Source organism: Pantoea sp. CCBC3-3-1 (assembly GCF_007981265.1).
Taxonomy (GTDB): domain Bacteria; phylum Pseudomonadota; class Gammaproteobacteria; order Enterobacterales; family Enterobacteriaceae; genus Erwinia.
Window position 1 is genome coordinate 2,528,051 of the sequence record NZ_CP034363.1, and the last position, 18,820, is coordinate 2,546,870.

Here is an 18,820-nt window from a genome sequence, read left to right on the forward strand (position 1 = left end):
GTGGTTATCTATACGCTACGTCGTCTGGTGCTGTGGCTGGTGACGCTTTTTCTGCTGACGCTGGTGGGGTTCAGCCTGAGCTATTTTACGCCGCATGCGCCGCTTCAGGGTGCGTCGCTGACCGATGCTTTGCTTTTCTGGTATCAGGGGCTGATGCAGTTTGATTTTGGGGTATCAAGCATCAACGGCGAGCCGATTTCCCGGCAGCTGTTGGAAGTGTTTCCCGCCACGCTCGAGCTGTGCATGATGGCTTTCGCGCTGGCGCTGATTGTCGGCATTCCGCTGGGCATTGCCGCTGGCGTGATGCGCAATAAATGGCAGGACAAAACTATCAGCGCGCTTGCCCTGCTCGGCTTCTCCATGCCGGTGTTCTGGCTGGCGCTATTGCTCACGCTGTTCTTCTCACTCGACTTAGGCTGGCTGCCGGTTTCAGGCCGCTTCGATTTGCTCTACCCGGTCAAAAACATCACCGGCTTTGCGCTGATTGACGTCTGGCTCAGCCATTCGCCGTGGCGGCATGAGATGCTGAAAAGCGCCTTGCTGCATCTGATCTTACCGGTCACAGCCCTGGCGGTGGCACCAACGACAGAGGTCATTCGTCTGCTGCGGATCAGTACCCGTGAAGTCATGGAGCAAAACTATATTAAAGCGGCCGCTACGCGCGGGCTTTCACGGCTGACGATTATTCGCCGTCACGTACTGCACAACGCCCTGCCGCCCGTCATCCCTCGCCTCGGACTACAGTTTTCAACGATGCTGACGCTGGCAATGATCACCGAGGTGGTCTTTAGCTGGCCCGGTCTGGGCCGCTGGCTGGTAGATGCTATACGTCAACAGGACTACGCCGCGATTTCCGCTGGCGTGATGATGGTCGGCGGCCTGGTCATCACCGTCAACGTACTTGCTGATATTTTGGGCGCGATCACTACGCCGCTGAAGCATAAGGAATGGTATGCCCTCCGATAATATCTATGCTGAAAAGCAGCTTCCCAGTCGTTTTCGCCACACCTGGCGTCTGTTTTACCGGGATACCACCGCAATGATCGGTTTTTACACCTTTATTGCGCTGATTTTACTTTGTCTTTTTGGCCGTCTGTTCGCGCCTTATGGCCTTGATCAGCAGTTTCTTGGCTATCAGCTGCTGCCGCCTTCCTGGTCGCGTTATGGTGATGTTTCCTTCTTCCTGGGGACTGACGATCTGGGCCGTGACGTATTGAGCCGGCTGCTCAGCGGTGCAGGTCCAACGGTGGGTTCAGCGATAGTCGTGACCCTGCTGGCTTCATTCTGCGCGATGGTACTTGGCGTCTTTGCCGGGCTGACGCGTGGGCTACGCTCGGCAGTCATGAACCATATTCTGGATACCTTTCTGTCTATTCCTTCGCTGCTGCTGGCGATAATCGTGGTCGCCTTTTTTGGCCCCAGCCTGCCCCATGCGCTGCTGGCGGTGTTGCTGGCCATCATGCCCCGTCTGGTGCGATCCATCTATACTGCGGTGCATGATGAGCTGGAAAAAGAGTATGTGACCGCTGCGCGGCTTGATGGCGCAAGCAGTGCCAACATTTTGCGCTATGCGATTTTCCCCAATATCCTGGCGCTGCTGGTCACGGAATTTACGCGTGCGCTGTCGATGGCCATTTTGGATATTGCCGCGCTGGGCTTTCTTGATTTGGGTGCACAGTTGCCTTCACCGGAATGGGGTGCGATGCTAGGCGATGCGCTGGAGCTCATTTATGTTGCGCCCTGGACGGTAATGCTGCCCGGAGCCGCAATTATGCTTAGCGTACTGATTGTTAATTTGTTGGGTGACGGCGTACGCCGGGCCATCGTTGCGGGAGTTGAATAATGCCGCTGCTCGATATTCGTAACCTGACCATTGAGTTCATGACCTCCGACGGGCCGGTGAAAGCCGTCGATCGCGTCAGTATGACCCTGACCGAAGGCGAAGTCCGCGGGCTGGTTGGCGAATCTGGCTCGGGCAAAAGCCTGATTGCGAAAGCGATTTGTGGCGTCACCAAAGATAACTGGCGCGTGACCGCCGATCGCATGCGCTTTGACGATATCGATCTGCTGAAACTTTCACCGCGTGAAAGGCGCAGAATTGTTGGTCATAACGTGTCGATGATTTTCCAGGAGCCGCAGTCCTGTCTGGATCCCTCTGAAAGCATCGGCCGTCAGCTGATGCAGGCGATCCCTGGCTGGACTTACAAAGGCCGCTGGTATCAGCGTTTTCGCTGGCGGCATCGTCGTGCCGTCGAGCTGCTGCATCGCGTGGGGATCAAAGATCACAAAGACATTATGCGTAGCTTCCCTTACGAGCTAACGGATGGCGAATGTCAGAAAGCGATGATTGCGATTGCGCTGGCAAATCAGCCTCGCCTGCTGATTGCCGATGAGCCGACAAACGCGATGGAGCCGACCACGCAGGCACAAATTTTCCGCCTGCTGTCGCGACTCAACCAGAACAACAACACGACTATTTTGCTGATCAGCCATGATTTACAAATGTTGAGTCACTGGGCGGACCGCATCAACGTGATGTATTGCGGGCAAACGGTGGAAACCGCCGTAAGTGAGGAGTTGATTGTCTCTCCTCATCATCCCTATACGCAGGCGCTGATCCGCGCGATGCCGGATTTCGGCCTGTCGCTGCCGCATAAAAGCCGCCTGAATACGCTGCCAGGTGCTATTCCTTCGCTGGAACATTTGCCGATCGGCTGCCGTCTGGGACCACGCTGTCCGTATGCACAGAAGAAGTGTATTGAAACGCCTCGCCTGACCGGTGCAAAGTCTCACCTTTTTGCCTGCCACTTCCCGCTGAATATGGAGAGCCAGTGATGGATACCCTGCTGGAGGTGCGCAACCTCACCAAAACCTACCGATACCGCACGGGCCTGTTTCGCCGTCAGCACGTAGAAGCCGTGAAAGATGTCAGTTTTATGCTGCGCGAAAAGCAGACGCTGGCCATTATCGGTGAAAACGGCTCGGGCAAATCGACGCTGGCGAAAATGCTTAGCGGCATGATTGCACCCAGCTCGGGCGCTATTCTGATTGACGATCGTCCGCTGGAATACGGTGATTATGGCTATCGCAGCCAGCGCATCCGTATGATTTTTCAGGATCCGTCGACCTCACTCAACCCGCGCCAGCGTATCGGGCAAATTCTGGATTTTCCGCTGCGGCTTAATACCGATTTATCCTCAGAAGCGCGGGAAAAACGCATTATCGCCACCCTGCGCCAGGTTGGATTGCTGCGCGACCATGCCGCCTATTATCCCCATATGCTGGCACCTGGCCAAAAGCAGCGCGTCGGGTTGGCCAGAGCGCTTATCCTGCAACCTAAAGTGATTGTGGCCGATGAAGCGCTGGCGTCGCTGGATATGTCGATGCGCTCCCAGCTGGTCAACCTGATGTTAGAGTTGCAGGATAAGCACGGCATCTCCTACATCTACGTCACACAGCATCTGGGCATGATGAAACATATCAGCGACATGGTGATGGTTATGCACCAGGGCGAAGTCGTTGAGCGCGGCAGTACTGCCGATGTGCTTGCTTCCCCGTTACATGACCTGACCAAAAGGCTGATCAACAGCCATTTTGGCGAGGCGCTGACCGCCGACGCCTGGCGCAAAGATCGTTAAATTCCCCGTCTGTTTAGCCGAAAATCGCCCGCACCCATAAAATCGGGCGTTTTTTCGGCACATCCTGCTTACGCCTTCAGCATTATGCTTTTCCGCTATTTATTAGCACCGATTGGTCTTTGGTCGGTTAATTCCCCTAAGCGAGGATAGAGTTGCCCTTCAGACCCGGCGGCCATGCTTCTCTGGCGGCCTTCGGGTCAGTTAACTTGAAAAGGAATGACCATGGAACAGCGCCGATTTGAAGGCAACAGCCACTGGTATCATGAAACGCAATCTACACTGACCACGCAAGCCGCCCCTCTGGTTCCCGAGGCGGCGGATATTGAAGACCGCTTTTTACTTGGTCTGGCCGCGTTGTGTAAAGATGAACTGCAGCAGAATTTGCAAGAGGCGCAGCCTGCGCTGCTGGCATCGAGAGATATTTATCAGCTGCTTTTTCCCCGGCAGCTGGTCACCAGCATGACGCATACGCTGACGCTGTACGATCGGCTCAGCACGGCGCTTACCGTGGCGCAGGTGACAGGCATCCAGCGTCTTTGTAATCATTATGCCGCCCGGCTGAATCCGCTCTCCGGGCCTGACTCTTCCCGCGAAAGCAATCGCCGTTTAACGCAGATTACGGAATACGCCCGTCAGCTGGCAAGCCAGCCAACGCTTATCGATAAAGCGGCATTACTGCGGCTGGATGAAGTCGGCCTGACGTTACCGGACATCATTACGTTTAGTCAGATTATTGGCTTTGTCAGCTACCAGGCGCGCGTGGCGGCGGGGATCAACGCGCTGCTCGCGCTGCCGGTACGCTGGATCCCGGGCGTTACCGTGCCTGATGATGCGGATTCACACCGTTTTGAGCAGCAGGCCAGCTGGCAGCCCGCTTTGGCCCCGGTGGAATTGCGCTATGCCTCGCCGCGCCAGCTGGAAGCCCTGACCTGGTGCCAGCCCCAGCAGGCATTAAGTACAAGTGCCTGGCTGCTGGCACACGATGCGGAGGTTTTGTATGGCTGGAGTACGCTTTTCAACACGCTTGAGAGTACCGTTGATTCCCCGGAAGGTGCGTTAGCGGCGGCTGTTGCTGCTCGCATCAACGGCAGCCCCGCCTGCTTCAACCGCTATGTCACCCCAACGCTGCGGGAAGCGCTGAAAGAAGGTGTGGACGTGGCAATTGCCGCAGCAGAACCAGTACAGCAGGCGGTGATCCACGCCGCTGCACAACTTACCCGCTCGCCGGAGCGCTTTAACGCCGCGCATCTTCAGCCGCTAAAAGAAGCGGGACTGTCGCCGCATGCCGTCTTCAGTGTCATTATGAGCACCGCGCTTTCCAGCTGGAATAACCGCCTGATGCAGTCTCTGGGAGCAAGCTGACAAAACGCCCTTAACGCTCGCTTAACCAGCGGCGTACTTCATCAAAGAAGTGCTGTGAAAGCGGCGTTGCCCTGCCCGGCTCGGCGATCACTACCGCAGCCTGGCGGGTCATCGGCGCTATCGCCAGCGGCCTTGAACAGAGTTCAGGCGTCATAGCCGGCAGCAAATGTCCACGAGGCGAAATCAGACAGCCCAGCCCCACCTGGACACCCTGGATAAGCTGAAACACCGAGGTGGTTTCGAGAATGACGCGCAGCTGAATATCGGCCTCGCGAAAATGCGTGTCCAGATAACGCCGGAAATAGCGCGTTTGCTCCGCCAGGCAAAAAGGGATCGCTTTCAGCGCTGTCAGTTCAAGCGGCTCTTCCCCTTTCAGCTGCGGAAAATGTGCGGGATGGTAAACCACTTCCACTCCGCTGTCCTGCAACGGCTCCGCCTGAAAATGCAGTTCCCGCAGCGTTACCAGTTCAAAAAAACCAATGCCGACATCGACGGTATGGCTGTTGAGCGCATCCAGTAACTGATCGGCGCTCAGTACCGAAACGCGATAGTTAAGTTGCGGATAGCGCTCGCTAATTCCTTTCAGGATCGGCGGCAGAGAGATACTGCACTGCGGCACGACCCCAATTCTTAAGGTGCCGCTGACGCCGTGCTTGAGCGATTCCACTTCAAGTTTAAGCCCCTGATAGACAGAAACAATTTCACGAGCCCAGGTTAACACCCGATCGCCTTCGGGCGTAAAGCCGTCAAAGTTGTTACTGCGATTGATCAGCGACAAACCCAGCTCGCGTTCAAGATTTTTCAGCCGCATAGAGAGCGTCGGCTGGCTGACAAAGCTCGCCTCTGCCGCCCGCCCAAAATGACGCTCACGCTCAAGATTACACAGATAAATTAATTGTTTGATATCCATTTTTCTTATTTTTCAGAAGGTTATAATTCGTGGATTTTATCAACTTTAAAATTATGTACCCGGCCGTGTACGAAATAAAGAATCTGTCTGAGCAATAAAATTTGCTGACCGGACAGGATCTTCAGCCAGCCCGTCAGGGATGTCAATTTAAAGCGCCCTAAAGGATCATTCAACGAGGGTGTAGAGCCGGCTACGGCAGCATTTTTTTGTCGTCATTTACCGCTAATGCCAGCAGATACTGACAGAGTCACTTTGCCCAATTTTGGAGCACGGCAGGAATAAGGCTGGAAATAATACCATCACATCAGCATTTAATATTATCAAAATGCCTTTTATAAAAACATTTCCCTGATTTATAACATCCTGAACGGTTTAGCTGCATGATTCATCAAAACGTATCAAGCATGAAACGATTTACCCCAGAAACTGTTACACTAAGATAACAACAAAAACCCTATGGATTTATAAAATGAAAAACGCCCTGTTTTTTGAAGCAAAAAAAAGTCGTGCTTTCGCCATGATGAAGGCAAAAGGTATGTGGCACAGTACTTATGCTCCACCGTGTCACCGTATTCTATGGAACCTCGGATTCAAGGTCGCCCCGGCGACGCTTGCGCCTTTCTGGACTAACTTTCTCTGTTTTACCGCCGTCTATACGCCTTTCTGGGGTCTGGTGATGTGGTTCGTGTTCTGGGATGCACAATCCGTTGATTTCACGACTGCGTTAGTCACCACCCTGTTGAGTGGCTTGCTTTTCAGTACCGCAATGTCAGTTTTTCAACTGTGGCGCCAAAAAGCTAACCAGCTGCCAGACTGGGAAAGGGTATAACCAGCCCCGCAAGAACGGCACGCAGGCCGTTTTTCCCGGTTCTGTGAGCGACTATCTTTAAATCTTTTTTAATTATTTTAAACCACGCTGCAAATATGCAGTCAACGGTTGCCTGCACGGTGTGAAATAAAATTTAAACCAACACGTTCTCTGCGGAAAATAAAAAATAGTCCCGCTCCGCCATCACCTATGTCAGCAAACTGCACAGCAATATCGGGTGCCGTTGATTTTCTACCAGATGACAATTTGGGATATTGCTGCTGCTCCGCAATCATCCTTTCTCCGGATGCATTCTTCCCCTCCGAATAAGCGAACACCAGGCCCGCCAGTGCGCTTTTTTGCCTTTAGCCAGGCTAATGGAAGCCTTCCAGCACGCGTCGCAGGGTGCATCCGGAAAATTATTACCTGAAGGGAAGATTAACAGAATTTATTTTGATGGGGACCTGAGCCGCTATTATAGCGGTTCTTTTTATTCCAATAAACCGGCTCAGCTGCCATAGAAAATGACTCGCTTTTTTGCGAGTCATTCCATAACGGCAACAACGATAATCCTTTCATTTAGTTATCAATATCGCTGACCAGCTCATTCATAGTTACATCCAGTGCACCGGCAATCTGATTTATTATCAGCAGTGACGGGTTGCATTTACCGCATTCGATATGACTGATGTAACTTCTGTCAAGATGCGCATCCTGGCTAAGCACTTCCTGACTAAGATGCCTGATTTTTCTGATGTGCTTTACTTTTTTACCAAAGCAGAGCAGCAGGGTAAGGTTGACTCCCGACCCTTTTGCGGCGTTTTTTAAGCTACGCATGAATTTCAAATAAAACGGACATGGTGTTTCGCCTTTATGATGTATGAAACTAATTGTACCACCTCTGTATATATTTTGTTCAACTCTATTCAGCGTTATGTTCATTTATCGGCGCAGGCTGCAAATTAATATTTTTATCGGCCCGTCGTTGGGTTGTTGTTGCAGGGCCTCTGTGAATTTCACTAAACTCAGCCCTTTGAATATCACCGCATAATTTGATATGACGCTATGCAACATTGAATTACGCTCATCTGAAAATGGAATGACATGACCGACCACCCCGCCGCCCGCCTTTCCCGTAGCGATCTTGCTGACCTGAATGCTTTCAGAGTCGTTGAACGACAGCGCAGTTTCACCCGCGCCGCCGTTGAGCTGGGGATCACCACTTCCGCGCTCAGCCACGCTATCCGCAATCTTGAAACGCGGCTGGGCGTACGGCTTCTCAACCGCACCAGCCGCACGGTCGCCCCGACGGAAGCGGGGTCAAACCTTGCTCTGCGGCTGGATGTTGGTTTTCGGGAAATCGGTGACGCGCTTGACGATATCAACCGGATGCGTGACCGCCCGGTGGGTCGGTTGCGGTTAAACGTACTGAGCGATGGCGCCAGGCTTATCCTCGCGCGCCATCTGCCTAAATTTCTCAACAAGTATCCACAGGTGACGGTTGAAATCAGCGTGGACGATCGCAGGGTGGATATCGTCGCAGAGGGTTTTGACGCGGGGATCCGTTTTGGCGGAACGGTGCCGGAAGAGTTGGTGGCCATCAGGCTGGGTGAGGATCTCCGCTGGATTGCCGTTGCTTCGCCCCGCTACCTGTCTCACCGCTCCGCGCCGGTTATCCCGGAAGAGCTGCGCGAGCATGCCTGCATTCAGCTGAGAACCGGTCAGGGACTTATCGACAAATGGGCATTTTGCAAAGGCAAAGAGCATCGCGTTATTGATGTGCCCGGCCAGGCGTGCGTCAGTGAAACCACGCTGGCGATTGAACTGGCGCTGGCAGGTCACGGAATTGCTTACTGTCTTGAAGATCGGGTTGCCCATCATCTGCGGGCCGGTACGCTACGCGTGGTGCTGGCCGACTGGGCGCACGTAGCGCCAGCCATGTATCTCTACTACCCCGGCCACCGGCAATTACCTCCGGGATTGAAAGAGCTGATTGCATTACTGCGGGAAGAGATAGCCACAGAAAAGCGTTTACCCGAAGCCGCGCTGTGATGCATTAATCAGCGCAGTTTCTCTGCTGCCCTTTTCGTCACCTCAAGCCTTTTAGCAATAAAAGCCGCTGATTGCTGTCTGGCGTGCTCAGTCAGATCTGCCGGGGCGACCCGGGGCGATCCACAAGCAAACGGCGGCGCCGGATCGTATTCCATTTGCAGCTGAATATTCTGCGCAACTTCTGCGCCACGGAGCCGGGCCACCACGCTGAGCGCAAAATCAATGCCGGACGTCACGCCCGCACCGGTGATCCGGTTTCTGTCCTCCACGACACGTTCCGCCACCGGCTGCGCACCGAGCAAAGCAAGCTGGTCGAGCGAAGCCCAGTGGGTGGTAGCTTTGTATCCCTGTAACAGCCCGGCCGCGCCCAGAACCAGTGAACCCGTACACACTGACGTAATCAGGCTGACTTCTTCGCTTTTACGGCGGATAAACGCCAGCGTTTGTTCATCCTCCATCAGGGCTATCTGACCCGGGCCGCCGGGCACACAAAGCACATCCAGTGGCGGACAGCGATCGAAGGTTGTGGACGGTAAAATGGCCATACCCCGGTCGGCCACCATGGGATCGGATGTTTTCCAGATAAGGTGAACCGTAACGCCGGGTGTTCGGGCAAAGACTTCGTAAGGTCCGGTTAAATCGAGTTGCGTAAGGGCCGGAAAAAGTAACAGGCCAACAGATAAAGGGGAGGAAGCCATCTTTTATCGCTCCTTTTGAAAAGCACTATTAATGTCACGGTTTGCAGGTGTTAGCCAAGGCCTACAGACAGGCTTTTCAAAAAAAGCGCACAGCTTATTCTGCATTCGCAATTATAAGTTTATTTTATTTTTCCCTGGTGTGCGGATGATTTACCGATGCGGATAAGGCCAGTTATGAACCCAGCCTCCCGCAGAGATTATGCCGGAAGCGATAAACCACACCGCCAGAAAAAGAAAAAGGAAAAGTACAGAAAACTCTATTATATCAGACGCTTTAACATGCTTCATTACTTACCCCTCACGGTTAACGTGGATTAATGACTCAATGCAAAAATAAGATGTTACCGGTAAAACCGCAAGGCGGGCAGGGTTTTAATTTGCATTAATTTTGTTAACTTAAGTTTCAGGCAAAGCATGAAGCAATGTGCAAAAAAGACGAGCCTGTCTGTCCAGGCATGGCTGGACGGTCTGGTCGCAGCGGCACGCGCGCGTAAAGGCTGATCCGCAGGGCTTCAGGCCACGCCCAGTGCCGTTTTGACTTCATGGGCGATTTTTTCCACCTGAGGCCCGTAAATCACCTGAACATCGTGATCGCTGACGCGGTTCACGCCGTTCGCGCCCGTGGTCATCAGCGTCTGGTCAACGACCTCTTTCATCTCTTTGACCCGCACGCGCAGCCGGGTAAAGCAGCAATCGACGTCCTCTATATTGCCCTCGCCGCCCAGCCCGCTAATGATGGTCTGAGTACGCTCATCCGCCGAAACCAGTTTGCGCTCCGGCTCGGCTTCCTCTGACTCTCTTCCCGGCGTTTCCACCCGCCTGCGAAGAATGATCCACTTAAAGCTATAGTAGTAGACCGGCAGATAAATCAGACCCAGCGCGATGCTCCACCACCACTGCGTTTTACTGCCCCCCAGAATGCCGAACACCACTAAATCGATCGCGCCGCCCTGCACGTTGCCAATCATTAAATGCATCATCGACATCAGCATAAATGACAGGCCGCTGAGAAAAGCATGCAGCAGGTAAAGCACCGGCGAGACAAAGATAAAGCAGAACTCCAGCGGCTCGGTTATGCCGGTGGTAAAGGAGGTCAGCGCGCCTGCCAGCACCAGCGCTTTCACCCTTTGCTTATGTTGCGGCCTGGCACAGTGGTAAATTGCCAGCGCCGCGGCGGGCAGACCGAACATCATCACCGGAATTTTTCCCTGCGCCAGAAACTGCGTCGCATTGCGGATCGTGTCATCAGGAATCGAGCCCGGATGCGTTAGCGCCGTATTGAAGATGTTTAGCGCACCCACGACGGTTTGATTATCCACCGTTGCAATGCCGCCAATGGGCGTAAAGCGCACGGTTTCATTGAGGATATGATGCAGGCCGGTCGGGATCAGCAAGCGCTCGCTGGTGCCATAAAGAAACGCGCCATACTGTCCGCTTTTACCAATCAGCTCGCCCACCCAGGCGATGCCCGCGCCGATGGTCGGCCAGATCATCGCCAGCAGGACGCCCACCAGCGGCAGAACCAGTACGGTGACAATAGGCACAAAACGTCGGCCGCCAAAGAAGCCGATCGCCGTCGGTAACTGCGTGGTGTAGAAGCGATTATGGATGACAACCGTCAGCAATCCGGCGATGACGCCGCCAAGCACGCTCATGTTGTAAGTAAAAATCCCTAACATTTCACTGTATTCTGCCGATGTCATCATAGCGGCAGTCTGCGCCATCCCTTTCGCCTGTAATGCTTCTGGCGTGGTGGTGGCGGCAGTTAAGCCCTGAGCGGCAAGCGTGGCACTTACGCCCACATGCATGGCGATAAAGCCAATTACGGCGGCAAAGGCAGCGGTGGGTTTCTCGGCTTTAGCGAGGCCAATCGCGCTCGCAACGGCAAAGAACAGCGGTAAATTAGCGAACAGCGCGCCAGCAACTTTACGGATAAAACCGATAATGAGCTGGGGCGTATGCAGGCTGGCGAAGGCTTCTCCAGTGATGGCAGGGTTCTGCATCGCTGCAGCCACGCCGAGAAAAATACCGGCCGCGGCGATGACCGAAATGGGCATCATCAACGCCTTACCAAAAGCATGAATTTTGCTGGCAAATTCTTTCACGGGCTGCTCCATTGAGGTCGCAAAGCCTAATTATTAGTCAGCTCGCTACGTGATGGAGGCAAAAGCATAACAATACGCATGATTCTTTGAAGCCGTTCACGCTTTAGCGATAAACCACAGCTATCGCATGATTAAAGCAATCAATTAGACAATTTTGTTACCGAGTTGCAGACTTACCGGATAAAAGAAGTAATAACTTCTTAACAACTCATAAACATAATAGACACCTGCGAAGCGATATGAAATTTAAAACTGCAATCAAACCCTACCAGGCGGCGGCGGGCGGCTGGGGCTCACTTGAGGCTACTACCCGTTTCGTTTTTGACAGCAAACAAGTTTTAAAAAATATGCGCAACCTGATGCGCATGAACAAAGCAAAAGGCTTTGACTGCCCGGGCTGTGCCTGGGGCGATGATAACAAAAGTACCTTCAGCTTCTGTGAAAACGGTGCAAAAGCCGTGACCTGGGAAGCGACGCGCCGTTTTATCGACGCCAGCTTCTTTGCTCAGTACAGCGTTTCTGCCCTCTATCAGCAGAGCGACTATTTCCTGGAATATCAGGGCCGCCTGACTGAACCTTTGCGTTATAACCGCGAAACCGACCACTACGAGCCCATCAGCTGGGACGATGCTTTTGCGCTCATCGCGAAGCATATTCAGGCAATGGACAATCCGCATCAGATGGAGCTGTACACTTCGGGTCGCGCCAGCAACGAAGCCTCCTGGCTTTATCAGCTGTTTGGCCGCATGAATGGCAGCAACAACTTCCCTGACTGTTCAAACATGTGTCATGAGGCCAGCGGCTCGGGCCTGAAGCGCAGTATTGGCGTGGGTAAAGGCACCATCCGTCTGGATGACTTTGATCATGCCGATGCCATTTTTGTCTTTGGCCAAAACCCGGGAACTAACCATCCTCGCATGCTACACAGCCTGCGTCATGCTGCTGACCACGGTGCTAAAATTGTCACCTTCAATACGCTGCGTGAACGTGGACTCGAGCGTTTTGCCGATCCACAAAAACCGCTGGAAGTGGTGACCAGTAAAGCCGGTACCATCAGTTCTACCTATTACCAGCCAAACCTCGGTGGTGATATGGCTGCCGTACGCGGCATGGTGAAAGTGCTGGCAGAAAACCATTTTGCGCTGATCGCTGCGGGTGAAAAAGGCCTGTTTGATGAAGTGTTTATCAATGCGAAAACGGAAGGTCTTGATGCTTATCTGGCCGCCGTTGCCGCGACCGAATGGCCACAGATTGTGCAGCAGTCTGGCCTGAGCGAGCAGCAAATCCGCGAAGCGGCCGCTATTTATCAACATTCTGAGCGCGTGATCTGTACCTGGGCGATGGGGATTACCCAGCACAAACACTCGGTCGATACCGTGCGTGAAATCGTTAACCTTCAGCTGCTGTTTGGCCAGCTGGGCAAAAAAGGCGCTGGCCTCTGCCCGGTTCGCGGCCACAGTAACGTGCAGGGCAACCGCACCATGGGTATTGATGAGAAGCCGACCCAGGCGTTTCTCGACAGCCTGGGCAAGCACTTCAACTTTGAGCCGCCGCGTGAAATCGGTCACAACACGGTTGAAGCGCTGGAAGCAATGCTGCGCGATGAAATCAAAGTGCTGATTGCGCTGGGGGGCAACCTTGCGGCCGCGGCACCAGACAGTCCGCGGACTGAAGAAGCGTTGCGCCGCTGCGGCCTGACCGTACAGATCAGCACCAAGCTGAACCGCAGCCACCTCTGTCCGGGTGCGGTTGACGCGCTGATCCTGCCGACGCTGGGTCGTACCGAGCAGGATATTCAGGCGACAGGCCCGCAGTTTATTACCGTAGAAGACTCCTTCAGCATGGTTCACGCGTCTGAAGGCGTCGGTAAACCGCTGGCGGATACGCAGCGCTCTGAAACGGCAATTGTGGCCGGTATTGCTCACGCGGTGCTGGGTTCGGAGAAAGTGGACTGGCTGGGCCTGGCTGCGGATTATAATAAAATTCGTGACCATATCGCCGCTACCATCCCAGGTTTCAGCGACTTTAACGCTAAGTGTGATATTAAAGGCGGTTTCTACCTTGGCAACGCAGCGGCAGAGTTCCGCTTCAATACGCTGAATAATAAAGCGCAGTTCAGCGCGGCTCGCCTGCCGGATTCCCTGTTCCCGCAGCTGGGTGATGTTGAAGTGCCATTCACACTGCAAACGCTGCGCTCTCACGACCAGTACAACACCACGATCTACGGCCTCGATGACCGTTACCGTGGCGTTTATGGCCAGCGCGAAGTGCTGTTTATCCATCCTGATGATATGGCGAAACTGGGCTTCACCGCGGGCGAAAACGTCGATATCGAAACGCTGTGGAATGACGGTATTACCCGCAAAGTCTTTGGCTTTAAACTGGTGCCTTACAATATCCCTGAGGGCAACCTCGCGGCCTATTACCCGGAAACCAATCCGCTGGTTCCGCTTTCCAGCTTCGGTGACGGCAGCGGGACGCCAACGTCGAAATCTGTTCCGGTGAAAATCACCCGTTCAGAGGCGAAAAGCGACCTGCGTATTGCCTGACGGGACAGCTGTCCGAGTTCTTAAAGCCGGGATTTTCCCGGCTTTTTACTTGCCGCGAAGCGGTTAATCGCGTAAAACTGTCTGCCGCTCTTAGGCCACGAAAACTGTTGAGATTATGTTCCAGGATAACCCGCTGCTCGCGCAGCTCAAAGAGAAACTCCACTCCCAGACGCCGCGTGTTGAGGGTGTGGTAAAAGGCACTGAAAAAGGTTTCGGCTTTCTGGAAGTCGATGCCCAGAAAAGCTATTTCATCCCGCCACCGTTCATGAAAAAAGTCATGCACGGCGACCGCGTAAGCGCGGTGCTGCAAACGGATAAGGATCGTGAAGTTGCCGATCCGGAAACGCTTATCGAGCCTTTCCTCACCCGTTTTGTTGGCCGCGTTCAGCGTAAAGATGACCGTCTGTCTATCGTTCCCGATCATCCTCTGTTAAGGGATGCGATCCAGTGCCGCGCCGACCGTAGCGTACAGCATGATTTCCAGGCGGGCGACTGGGCCGTGGCCGAGATGCGTCGTCATCCCCTGAAGGGCGACCGTACTTTTTACGCTGAGCTGACCGCTTTTATCACCACCGCAGACGACCATCTGGCACCGTGGTGGGTGACACTGTCACGTCATAACCTCGAGCGCGAAGCACCAGAAGCCGTTACCGGCGAAATGAGGGACGAAGGCCTGGTGCGTGAAGATCTGACCGCGCTGGATTTCGTCACCATTGACAGTGCCAGCACCGAAGATATGGACGATGCGCTGTATGTGGAAGAACTGGCCGACGGCCAGCTACGTCTGACCATCGCCATTGCCGATCCGACCGCGTACGTTGCGGCAGACAGCCCGCTTGATGCCATCGCCGCCGAGCGTTCGTTCACCAACTATCTGCCCGGGTTCAACATCCCGATGCTGCCGCGTCAGCTGTCTGACGATATTTGTTCGCTGCGCCCTAATGAGCGTCGTCCAGTGCTGGCCTGCCGCGTAACCGTAGCGGCTGACGGCACGCTGGGTGAGGATATCCACTTCTTCGCCGCCTGGATTGAATCCAAAGCGAAGCTGGCCTACGACAATGTTTCTGACTGGCTGGAAAACAGCGGTACATGGCAGCCGGAAAACGACGCTATTGCGACGCAGATCCGTCTGCTGCACAAGCTGTGTCTGGCGCGCGGCGAATGGCGTAAAACCCATGCGCTGGTATTTAAGGATCGTCCTGACTTCCGCTTCCTGCTGGGCGAAAAAGGCGAAGTGCTGGATATCATTGCCGAGCACCGTCGTATCGCTAACCGCATTGTCGAAGAAGCGATGATCACGGCAAATATCTGCGCCGCTGCCGTGCTGCGCGATAAGCTGGGCTTTGGTATCTATAACATTCACCAGGGCTTTGATGCGGTAAACGCTGAACAGGCCGCTGCGGTGCTGGAAAACCACGGCGTGAAAGTGGATCCGGTCGCCATCGCTACGCTGGAAGGCTTCCGCATCATGCGTCGCGAACTGGATGCTCAGCCTACCCAGTTCCTCGACAGCCGTATCCGTCGTTTCCAGTCGTTTGCCGAAATCGGCATCGAGCCAGGCCCGCACTTTGGCCTTGGTCTGGAAGCTTACGCGACCTGGACCTCACCGATCCGTAAGTATGGCGATATGATTAACCATCGCCTGCTGAAAGCGATGATCAAAGGCGAAGCGGCGAGCCGTCCACAGGATGACGTCACGGTCAAAATGAGCGAACGTCGTCGTCTGAACCGCATGGCCGAGCGCGATGTGGGTGACTGGCTGTACTCACGCTTCCTGCAAAAATCTGCCGGAACCGATGAGCGTTTTGCTGCCGAGATCATTGATGTTTCGCGTGGCGGCATGCGCGTGCGCCTGACCGCTAACGGCGCGGTAGCCTTTATCCCTGCCCCGTTCATCCATGCCGTACGTGATGAGATGGTGTGCAGCCAGGAAAATGGCACCGTACAGATTAAAGGCGAAGTGGTTTATCGCGTTACTGACGTGATTGAAGTGACTATCGCTGAAGTCCGTATGGAAACCCGCAGTATCGTCGCGCGCCCGGTGGCGTAACGCGCTTAACAGGCGGGATAATCTTCCTCCCGCCTGTTTTCTTGCCCGCCTGCGTTAAGTTGCACCCTAATCCCCTCCTGCCCGTTCAACAAAAAATTCTTTGCTACCTCACAGATCTCTCCTGATTGGCTTTCATTAACAAATAATTACATTAGTTTTAACATCATCATTAACATTGAGCTGGCTGCGCCAGGGAGTTTGTCATGAGAAATGTTAAAACCGGGGTAATTTGGACGGGCGTCGCACTGATTGGCGCGACTGCCTTCGCCATGCTGGCGCTGAGTCGGGGGGAACACGTTAATGCTCTCTGGCTGGTGGTTGCCGCCGTAGCCTGCTACAGCATCGCGTGGCGCTTTTACAGCCTGTTTATTGCCCGCAATATTTTTGAGCTGGATGACCGCAGGCTGACGCCAGCCGAAAGGAAAAACGATGGGCTGGACTATGTTCCCACCAATAAATGGGTGCTGTTTGGTCACCATTTCGCCGCCATTGCGGGCGCGGGTCCGTTGGTCGGCCCTATTCTTGCCGCGCAGATGGGCTTCCTGCCCGGGACGCTGTGGATATTGATTGGCGTCATGCTGGCGGGAGCCGTACAAGATTTTTTGATCCTGTTTATTTCAACGCGACGTGATGGCCGCTCGCTGGGCGAGATGGCAAAGCAGGAGCTGGGCGCCTTTGCTGGCGTGGTGACGATGCTGGGCGCGCTTGGCGTAATGATCATTATTCTGTCTGCCCTGGCGCTGGTCGTCGTAAAAGCGTTGGCCAACAGCCCGTGGGGATTATTTACCCTTGCCGCCACCATTCCTATCGCGCTGTTTATGGGCATTTATATGCGTTTTCTGCGGCCCGGAAAAATCGCTGAGGTCTCGTTGATTGGTTTTGTGCTGATGATGGCGGCCATTATTTTTGGCGGCAACATCGCACAGCATCCCTTCTGGGGCCCCTTCTTTACCCTGAAAGGCACCACGCTCACCTGGATCCTGGTAATTTATGGTTTTATCGCGTCGGTGCTGCCCGTCTGGCTGCTGCTGGCACCGCGTGATTACCTTTCTACCTTTTTAAAAATCGGGGTCATTATCGGCCTCGCCGTTGGCATTTTATTTGCCATGCCGGAAATGAAAATGCCGGCGGTGACAAAGTTTATCGACGGCAGCGGTCCGGTATTTTCCGGCAGCCTGTTCCCGTTTTTATTTATTACCATCGCCTGTGGTGCTATTTCCGGTTTTCATGCGCTGGTTTCCAGCGGGACAACGCCAAAACTTGTCGAACGCGAGAGCCATATGCGCCTGATTGGCTATGGCGCGATGTTAATGGAATCTTTCGTGGCTATCATGGCGCTGATCTGTGCTTCGGTCATCGACCCCGGCGTTTATTTTGCGATGAACTCTCCGGCGGCGTTAATCGGAACCACCGTTGAAACCGCCTCGCAGGTCATTAACAGCTGGGGATTCGTTGTTACGCCTGAAATGCTGACGGTTACGGCACGAGACGTGGGCGAAGCCACCATCCTTTCCCGAGCGGGCGGCGCGCCGACTTTCGCCGTAGGCATGGCGCATATCATTACTGACGTCTTTAACAGCCGGGCAATGATGGCGTTCTGGTATCACTTCGCCATTCTGTTTGAAGCCTTGTTTATTCTGACTGCGGTAGATGCCGGAACGCGTGCCTGCCGGTTTATGGTGCAGGATCTGGCAGGGACTATCGTGCCTTCACTGGCAAATAACCGCTCATGGTTGGGAAATCTGGCGGGCACCGCCGTTGCCGTCGCAGGCTGGGGATTCTTTGTTTATCAGGGCGTCGTCGATCCGCTTGGCGGCATCAATACGCTGTGGCCGCTGTTCGGCATCGGTAATCAGATGCTGGCATCCATGGCACTGATCCTCGGCACCGTGGTGCTGTTCCGGATGAAGAAGCAGCGCTATGCCTGGGTCACTATTTTACCGACCGCCTGGCTGTTTATCACTTCAATGACCGCTGGCTGGCAGAAGATTTTCCACGAGAAACCGAGCATCGGTTTTCTGGCTCAGGCACGTAAGTTTTCTAAAGGAGTGGAGGAAGGCGTCATTATTGCGCCCGCTAAAACTCTCGCGGATATGCAGACCATCGTTTTCAGTAATCAGATTAACGCCGCGCTCTGTGGTTTTTTCATGCTGGTCGCCGTGACCATGCTGATCGCCGCGTTTTTTGTTATTCGACGCGCGCTAACGAGCCCAACCCCTACCGTGCATGAATCGGAACAGATCCTGCGAAGTGAGGTCCGTCATGTCTGAGGCCATTTTTGCACGCGCTAAAAGGCGCTCATTGCAGGTGCGGCGTTGCTATCCACTACCGGCAGCGCCAGCGCCGCAGCCCTTTACGCTACGGCTGTTGATTTCGCGGCTGGCGCAAAGTTTTCGACTGATGGTTGGCGTACAGGATTACGGTAATTATGTTCGTCATATGCAGCTAAAACATCCTGATACTCCGCCAATGACGGAGAAAGCATTCCATCGCTACTGTCTTGATGCCCGCTATCCCTCGAAGGCGGGTAAAATAGGAAAATGTCCCTGCTGAATAACGGCCCCGAACATTCGCTCGGGGCCGAATTACTCTATACTTAATTCATTACATAAAAAATATATTACCCCTACGCCTTGAGATTCTGCCGA

Annotated in this window: 16 protein-coding genes; 11 read left to right on the plus strand and 5 right to left on the minus strand. The window is 54.1% G+C overall.

From position 1 onward, the window contains the following. From sapB to EHV07_RS11780, 5 genes are all read left to right on the plus strand, one after another. The gene (gene sapB / locus EHV07_RS11760; protein ID WP_147198123.1) at window positions 1-966 is read left to right on the plus strand and encodes a putrescine export ABC transporter permease SapB; all 966 of its coding nucleotides are present in this window, start codon (window positions 1-3) and stop codon (window positions 964-966) included. Continuing rightward, window positions 953-1,843 carry a putrescine export ABC transporter permease SapC gene (gene sapC, locus EHV07_RS11765; protein WP_147198125.1) on the plus strand — a complete coding sequence of 297 codons (891 nt, stop codon included), beginning with the start codon at window positions 953-955 and terminating at the stop codon, window positions 1,841-1,843. Before sapB ends, sapC begins: the two co-directional genes overlap by 14 nt. Next, window positions 1,843-2,835: a putrescine export ABC transporter ATP-binding protein SapD gene (sapD, locus tag EHV07_RS11770; protein WP_147198127.1), complete on the plus strand. Its 993-nt coding sequence runs from the start codon at window positions 1,843-1,845 to the stop codon at window positions 2,833-2,835. The genes sapC and sapD overlap by 1 nt, the downstream gene beginning before the upstream one ends. After that, window positions 2,835-3,638 (plus strand): putrescine export ABC transporter ATP-binding protein SapF, encoded by an 804-nt coding sequence (gene sapF / locus EHV07_RS11775; RefSeq protein WP_147200609.1) that lies wholly within the window; start codon window positions 2,835-2,837, stop codon window positions 3,636-3,638. The genes sapD and sapF overlap by 1 nt, the downstream gene beginning before the upstream one ends. A 222-nt stretch (window positions 3,639-3,860) precedes the next feature. Further along, the gene (locus EHV07_RS11780) at window positions 3,861-5,000 is read left to right on the plus strand and encodes an oxidoreductase (protein WP_147198129.1); all 1,140 of its coding nucleotides are present in this window, start codon (window positions 3,861-3,863) and stop codon (window positions 4,998-5,000) included. A 10-nt stretch (window positions 5,001-5,010) separates the two neighbouring features. Here the strand turns inward: EHV07_RS11780 and EHV07_RS11785 are convergent, their stop codons facing one another. Beyond that, the gene (locus EHV07_RS11785; RefSeq protein WP_147198131.1) at window positions 5,011-5,910 is read right to left on the minus strand and encodes a LysR family transcriptional regulator; all 900 of its coding nucleotides are present in this window, start codon (window positions 5,908-5,910) and stop codon (window positions 5,011-5,013) included. Window positions 5,911-6,379: 469 nt separating this feature from the next. Here EHV07_RS11785 and EHV07_RS11790 point away from each other — a divergent pair, with 469 nt between their 5' ends. Continuing rightward, on the plus strand, window positions 6,380-6,739 hold the full coding sequence (locus EHV07_RS11790; protein WP_147198133.1) for a DUF6404 family protein: 360 nt from the start codon (window positions 6,380-6,382) through the stop codon (window positions 6,737-6,739). Between the two features lie 101 nt (window positions 6,740-6,840). Here the strand turns inward: EHV07_RS11790 and EHV07_RS24525 are convergent, their stop codons facing one another. Together EHV07_RS24525 and EHV07_RS11795 are read right to left on the minus strand one after the other, a co-directional pair. Further along, entirely contained in the window at window positions 6,841-7,014 is a 174-nt protein-coding gene (locus EHV07_RS24525; RefSeq protein ID WP_168199621.1) for a hypothetical protein, read from the minus strand. Between the two features lie 283 nt (window positions 7,015-7,297). Beyond that, window positions 7,298-7,660, minus strand: a complete 363-nt coding sequence (locus tag EHV07_RS11795; RefSeq protein WP_217363405.1) for a helix-turn-helix domain-containing protein — start codon at window positions 7,658-7,660, stop codon at window positions 7,298-7,300. Window positions 7,661-7,822: 162 nt separating this feature from the next. On the opposite strand from EHV07_RS11795, the gene EHV07_RS11800 reads away from it, so the two are divergent. Continuing rightward, complete coding sequence (locus tag EHV07_RS11800; protein WP_147198134.1) at window positions 7,823-8,770, plus strand: LysR family transcriptional regulator; 948 nt, start codon at window positions 7,823-7,825, stop codon at window positions 8,768-8,770. Window positions 8,771-8,778: 8 nt separating this feature from the next. Here the strand turns inward: EHV07_RS11800 and EHV07_RS11805 are convergent, their stop codons facing one another. After that, window positions 8,779-9,468 (minus strand): DJ-1/PfpI family protein, encoded by a 690-nt coding sequence (locus EHV07_RS11805; RefSeq protein ID WP_147198136.1) that lies wholly within the window; start codon window positions 9,466-9,468, stop codon window positions 8,779-8,781. A gap of 512 nt (window positions 9,469-9,980) precedes the next feature. Continuing rightward, window positions 9,981-11,528: a PTS transporter subunit EIIC gene (locus tag EHV07_RS11810; RefSeq protein WP_371419689.1), complete on the minus strand. Its 1,548-nt coding sequence runs from the start codon at window positions 11,526-11,528 to the stop codon at window positions 9,981-9,983. Window positions 11,529-11,812: 284 nt separating this feature from the next. On the opposite strand from EHV07_RS11810, the gene EHV07_RS11815 reads away from it, so the two are divergent. The 4 genes from EHV07_RS11815 to EHV07_RS11830 all read left to right on the plus strand — a co-directional run bounded on the left by EHV07_RS11815 (window position 11,813) and on the right by EHV07_RS11830 (window position 18,725). After that, window positions 11,813-14,122 (plus strand): FdhF/YdeP family oxidoreductase, encoded by a 2,310-nt coding sequence (locus tag EHV07_RS11815; protein ID WP_147198140.1) that lies wholly within the window; start codon window positions 11,813-11,815, stop codon window positions 14,120-14,122. A 115-nt stretch (window positions 14,123-14,237) separates the two neighbouring features. After that, complete coding sequence (locus EHV07_RS11820; protein ID WP_147198142.1) at window positions 14,238-16,172, plus strand: exoribonuclease II; 1,935 nt, start codon at window positions 14,238-14,240, stop codon at window positions 16,170-16,172. Window positions 16,173-16,375: 203 nt separating this feature from the next. Next, window positions 16,376-18,442, plus strand: coding sequence for a carbon starvation CstA family protein (locus EHV07_RS11825; protein ID WP_147198144.1), 2,067 nt, complete (start codon window positions 16,376-16,378; stop codon window positions 18,440-18,442). Continuing rightward, window positions 18,435-18,725 carry a YbdD/YjiX family protein gene (locus EHV07_RS11830; RefSeq protein ID WP_147198146.1) on the plus strand — a complete coding sequence of 97 codons (291 nt, stop codon included), beginning with the start codon at window positions 18,435-18,437 and terminating at the stop codon, window positions 18,723-18,725. The genes EHV07_RS11825 and EHV07_RS11830 overlap by 8 nt, the downstream gene beginning before the upstream one ends. Window positions 18,726-18,820 lie beyond the last annotated feature (95 nt).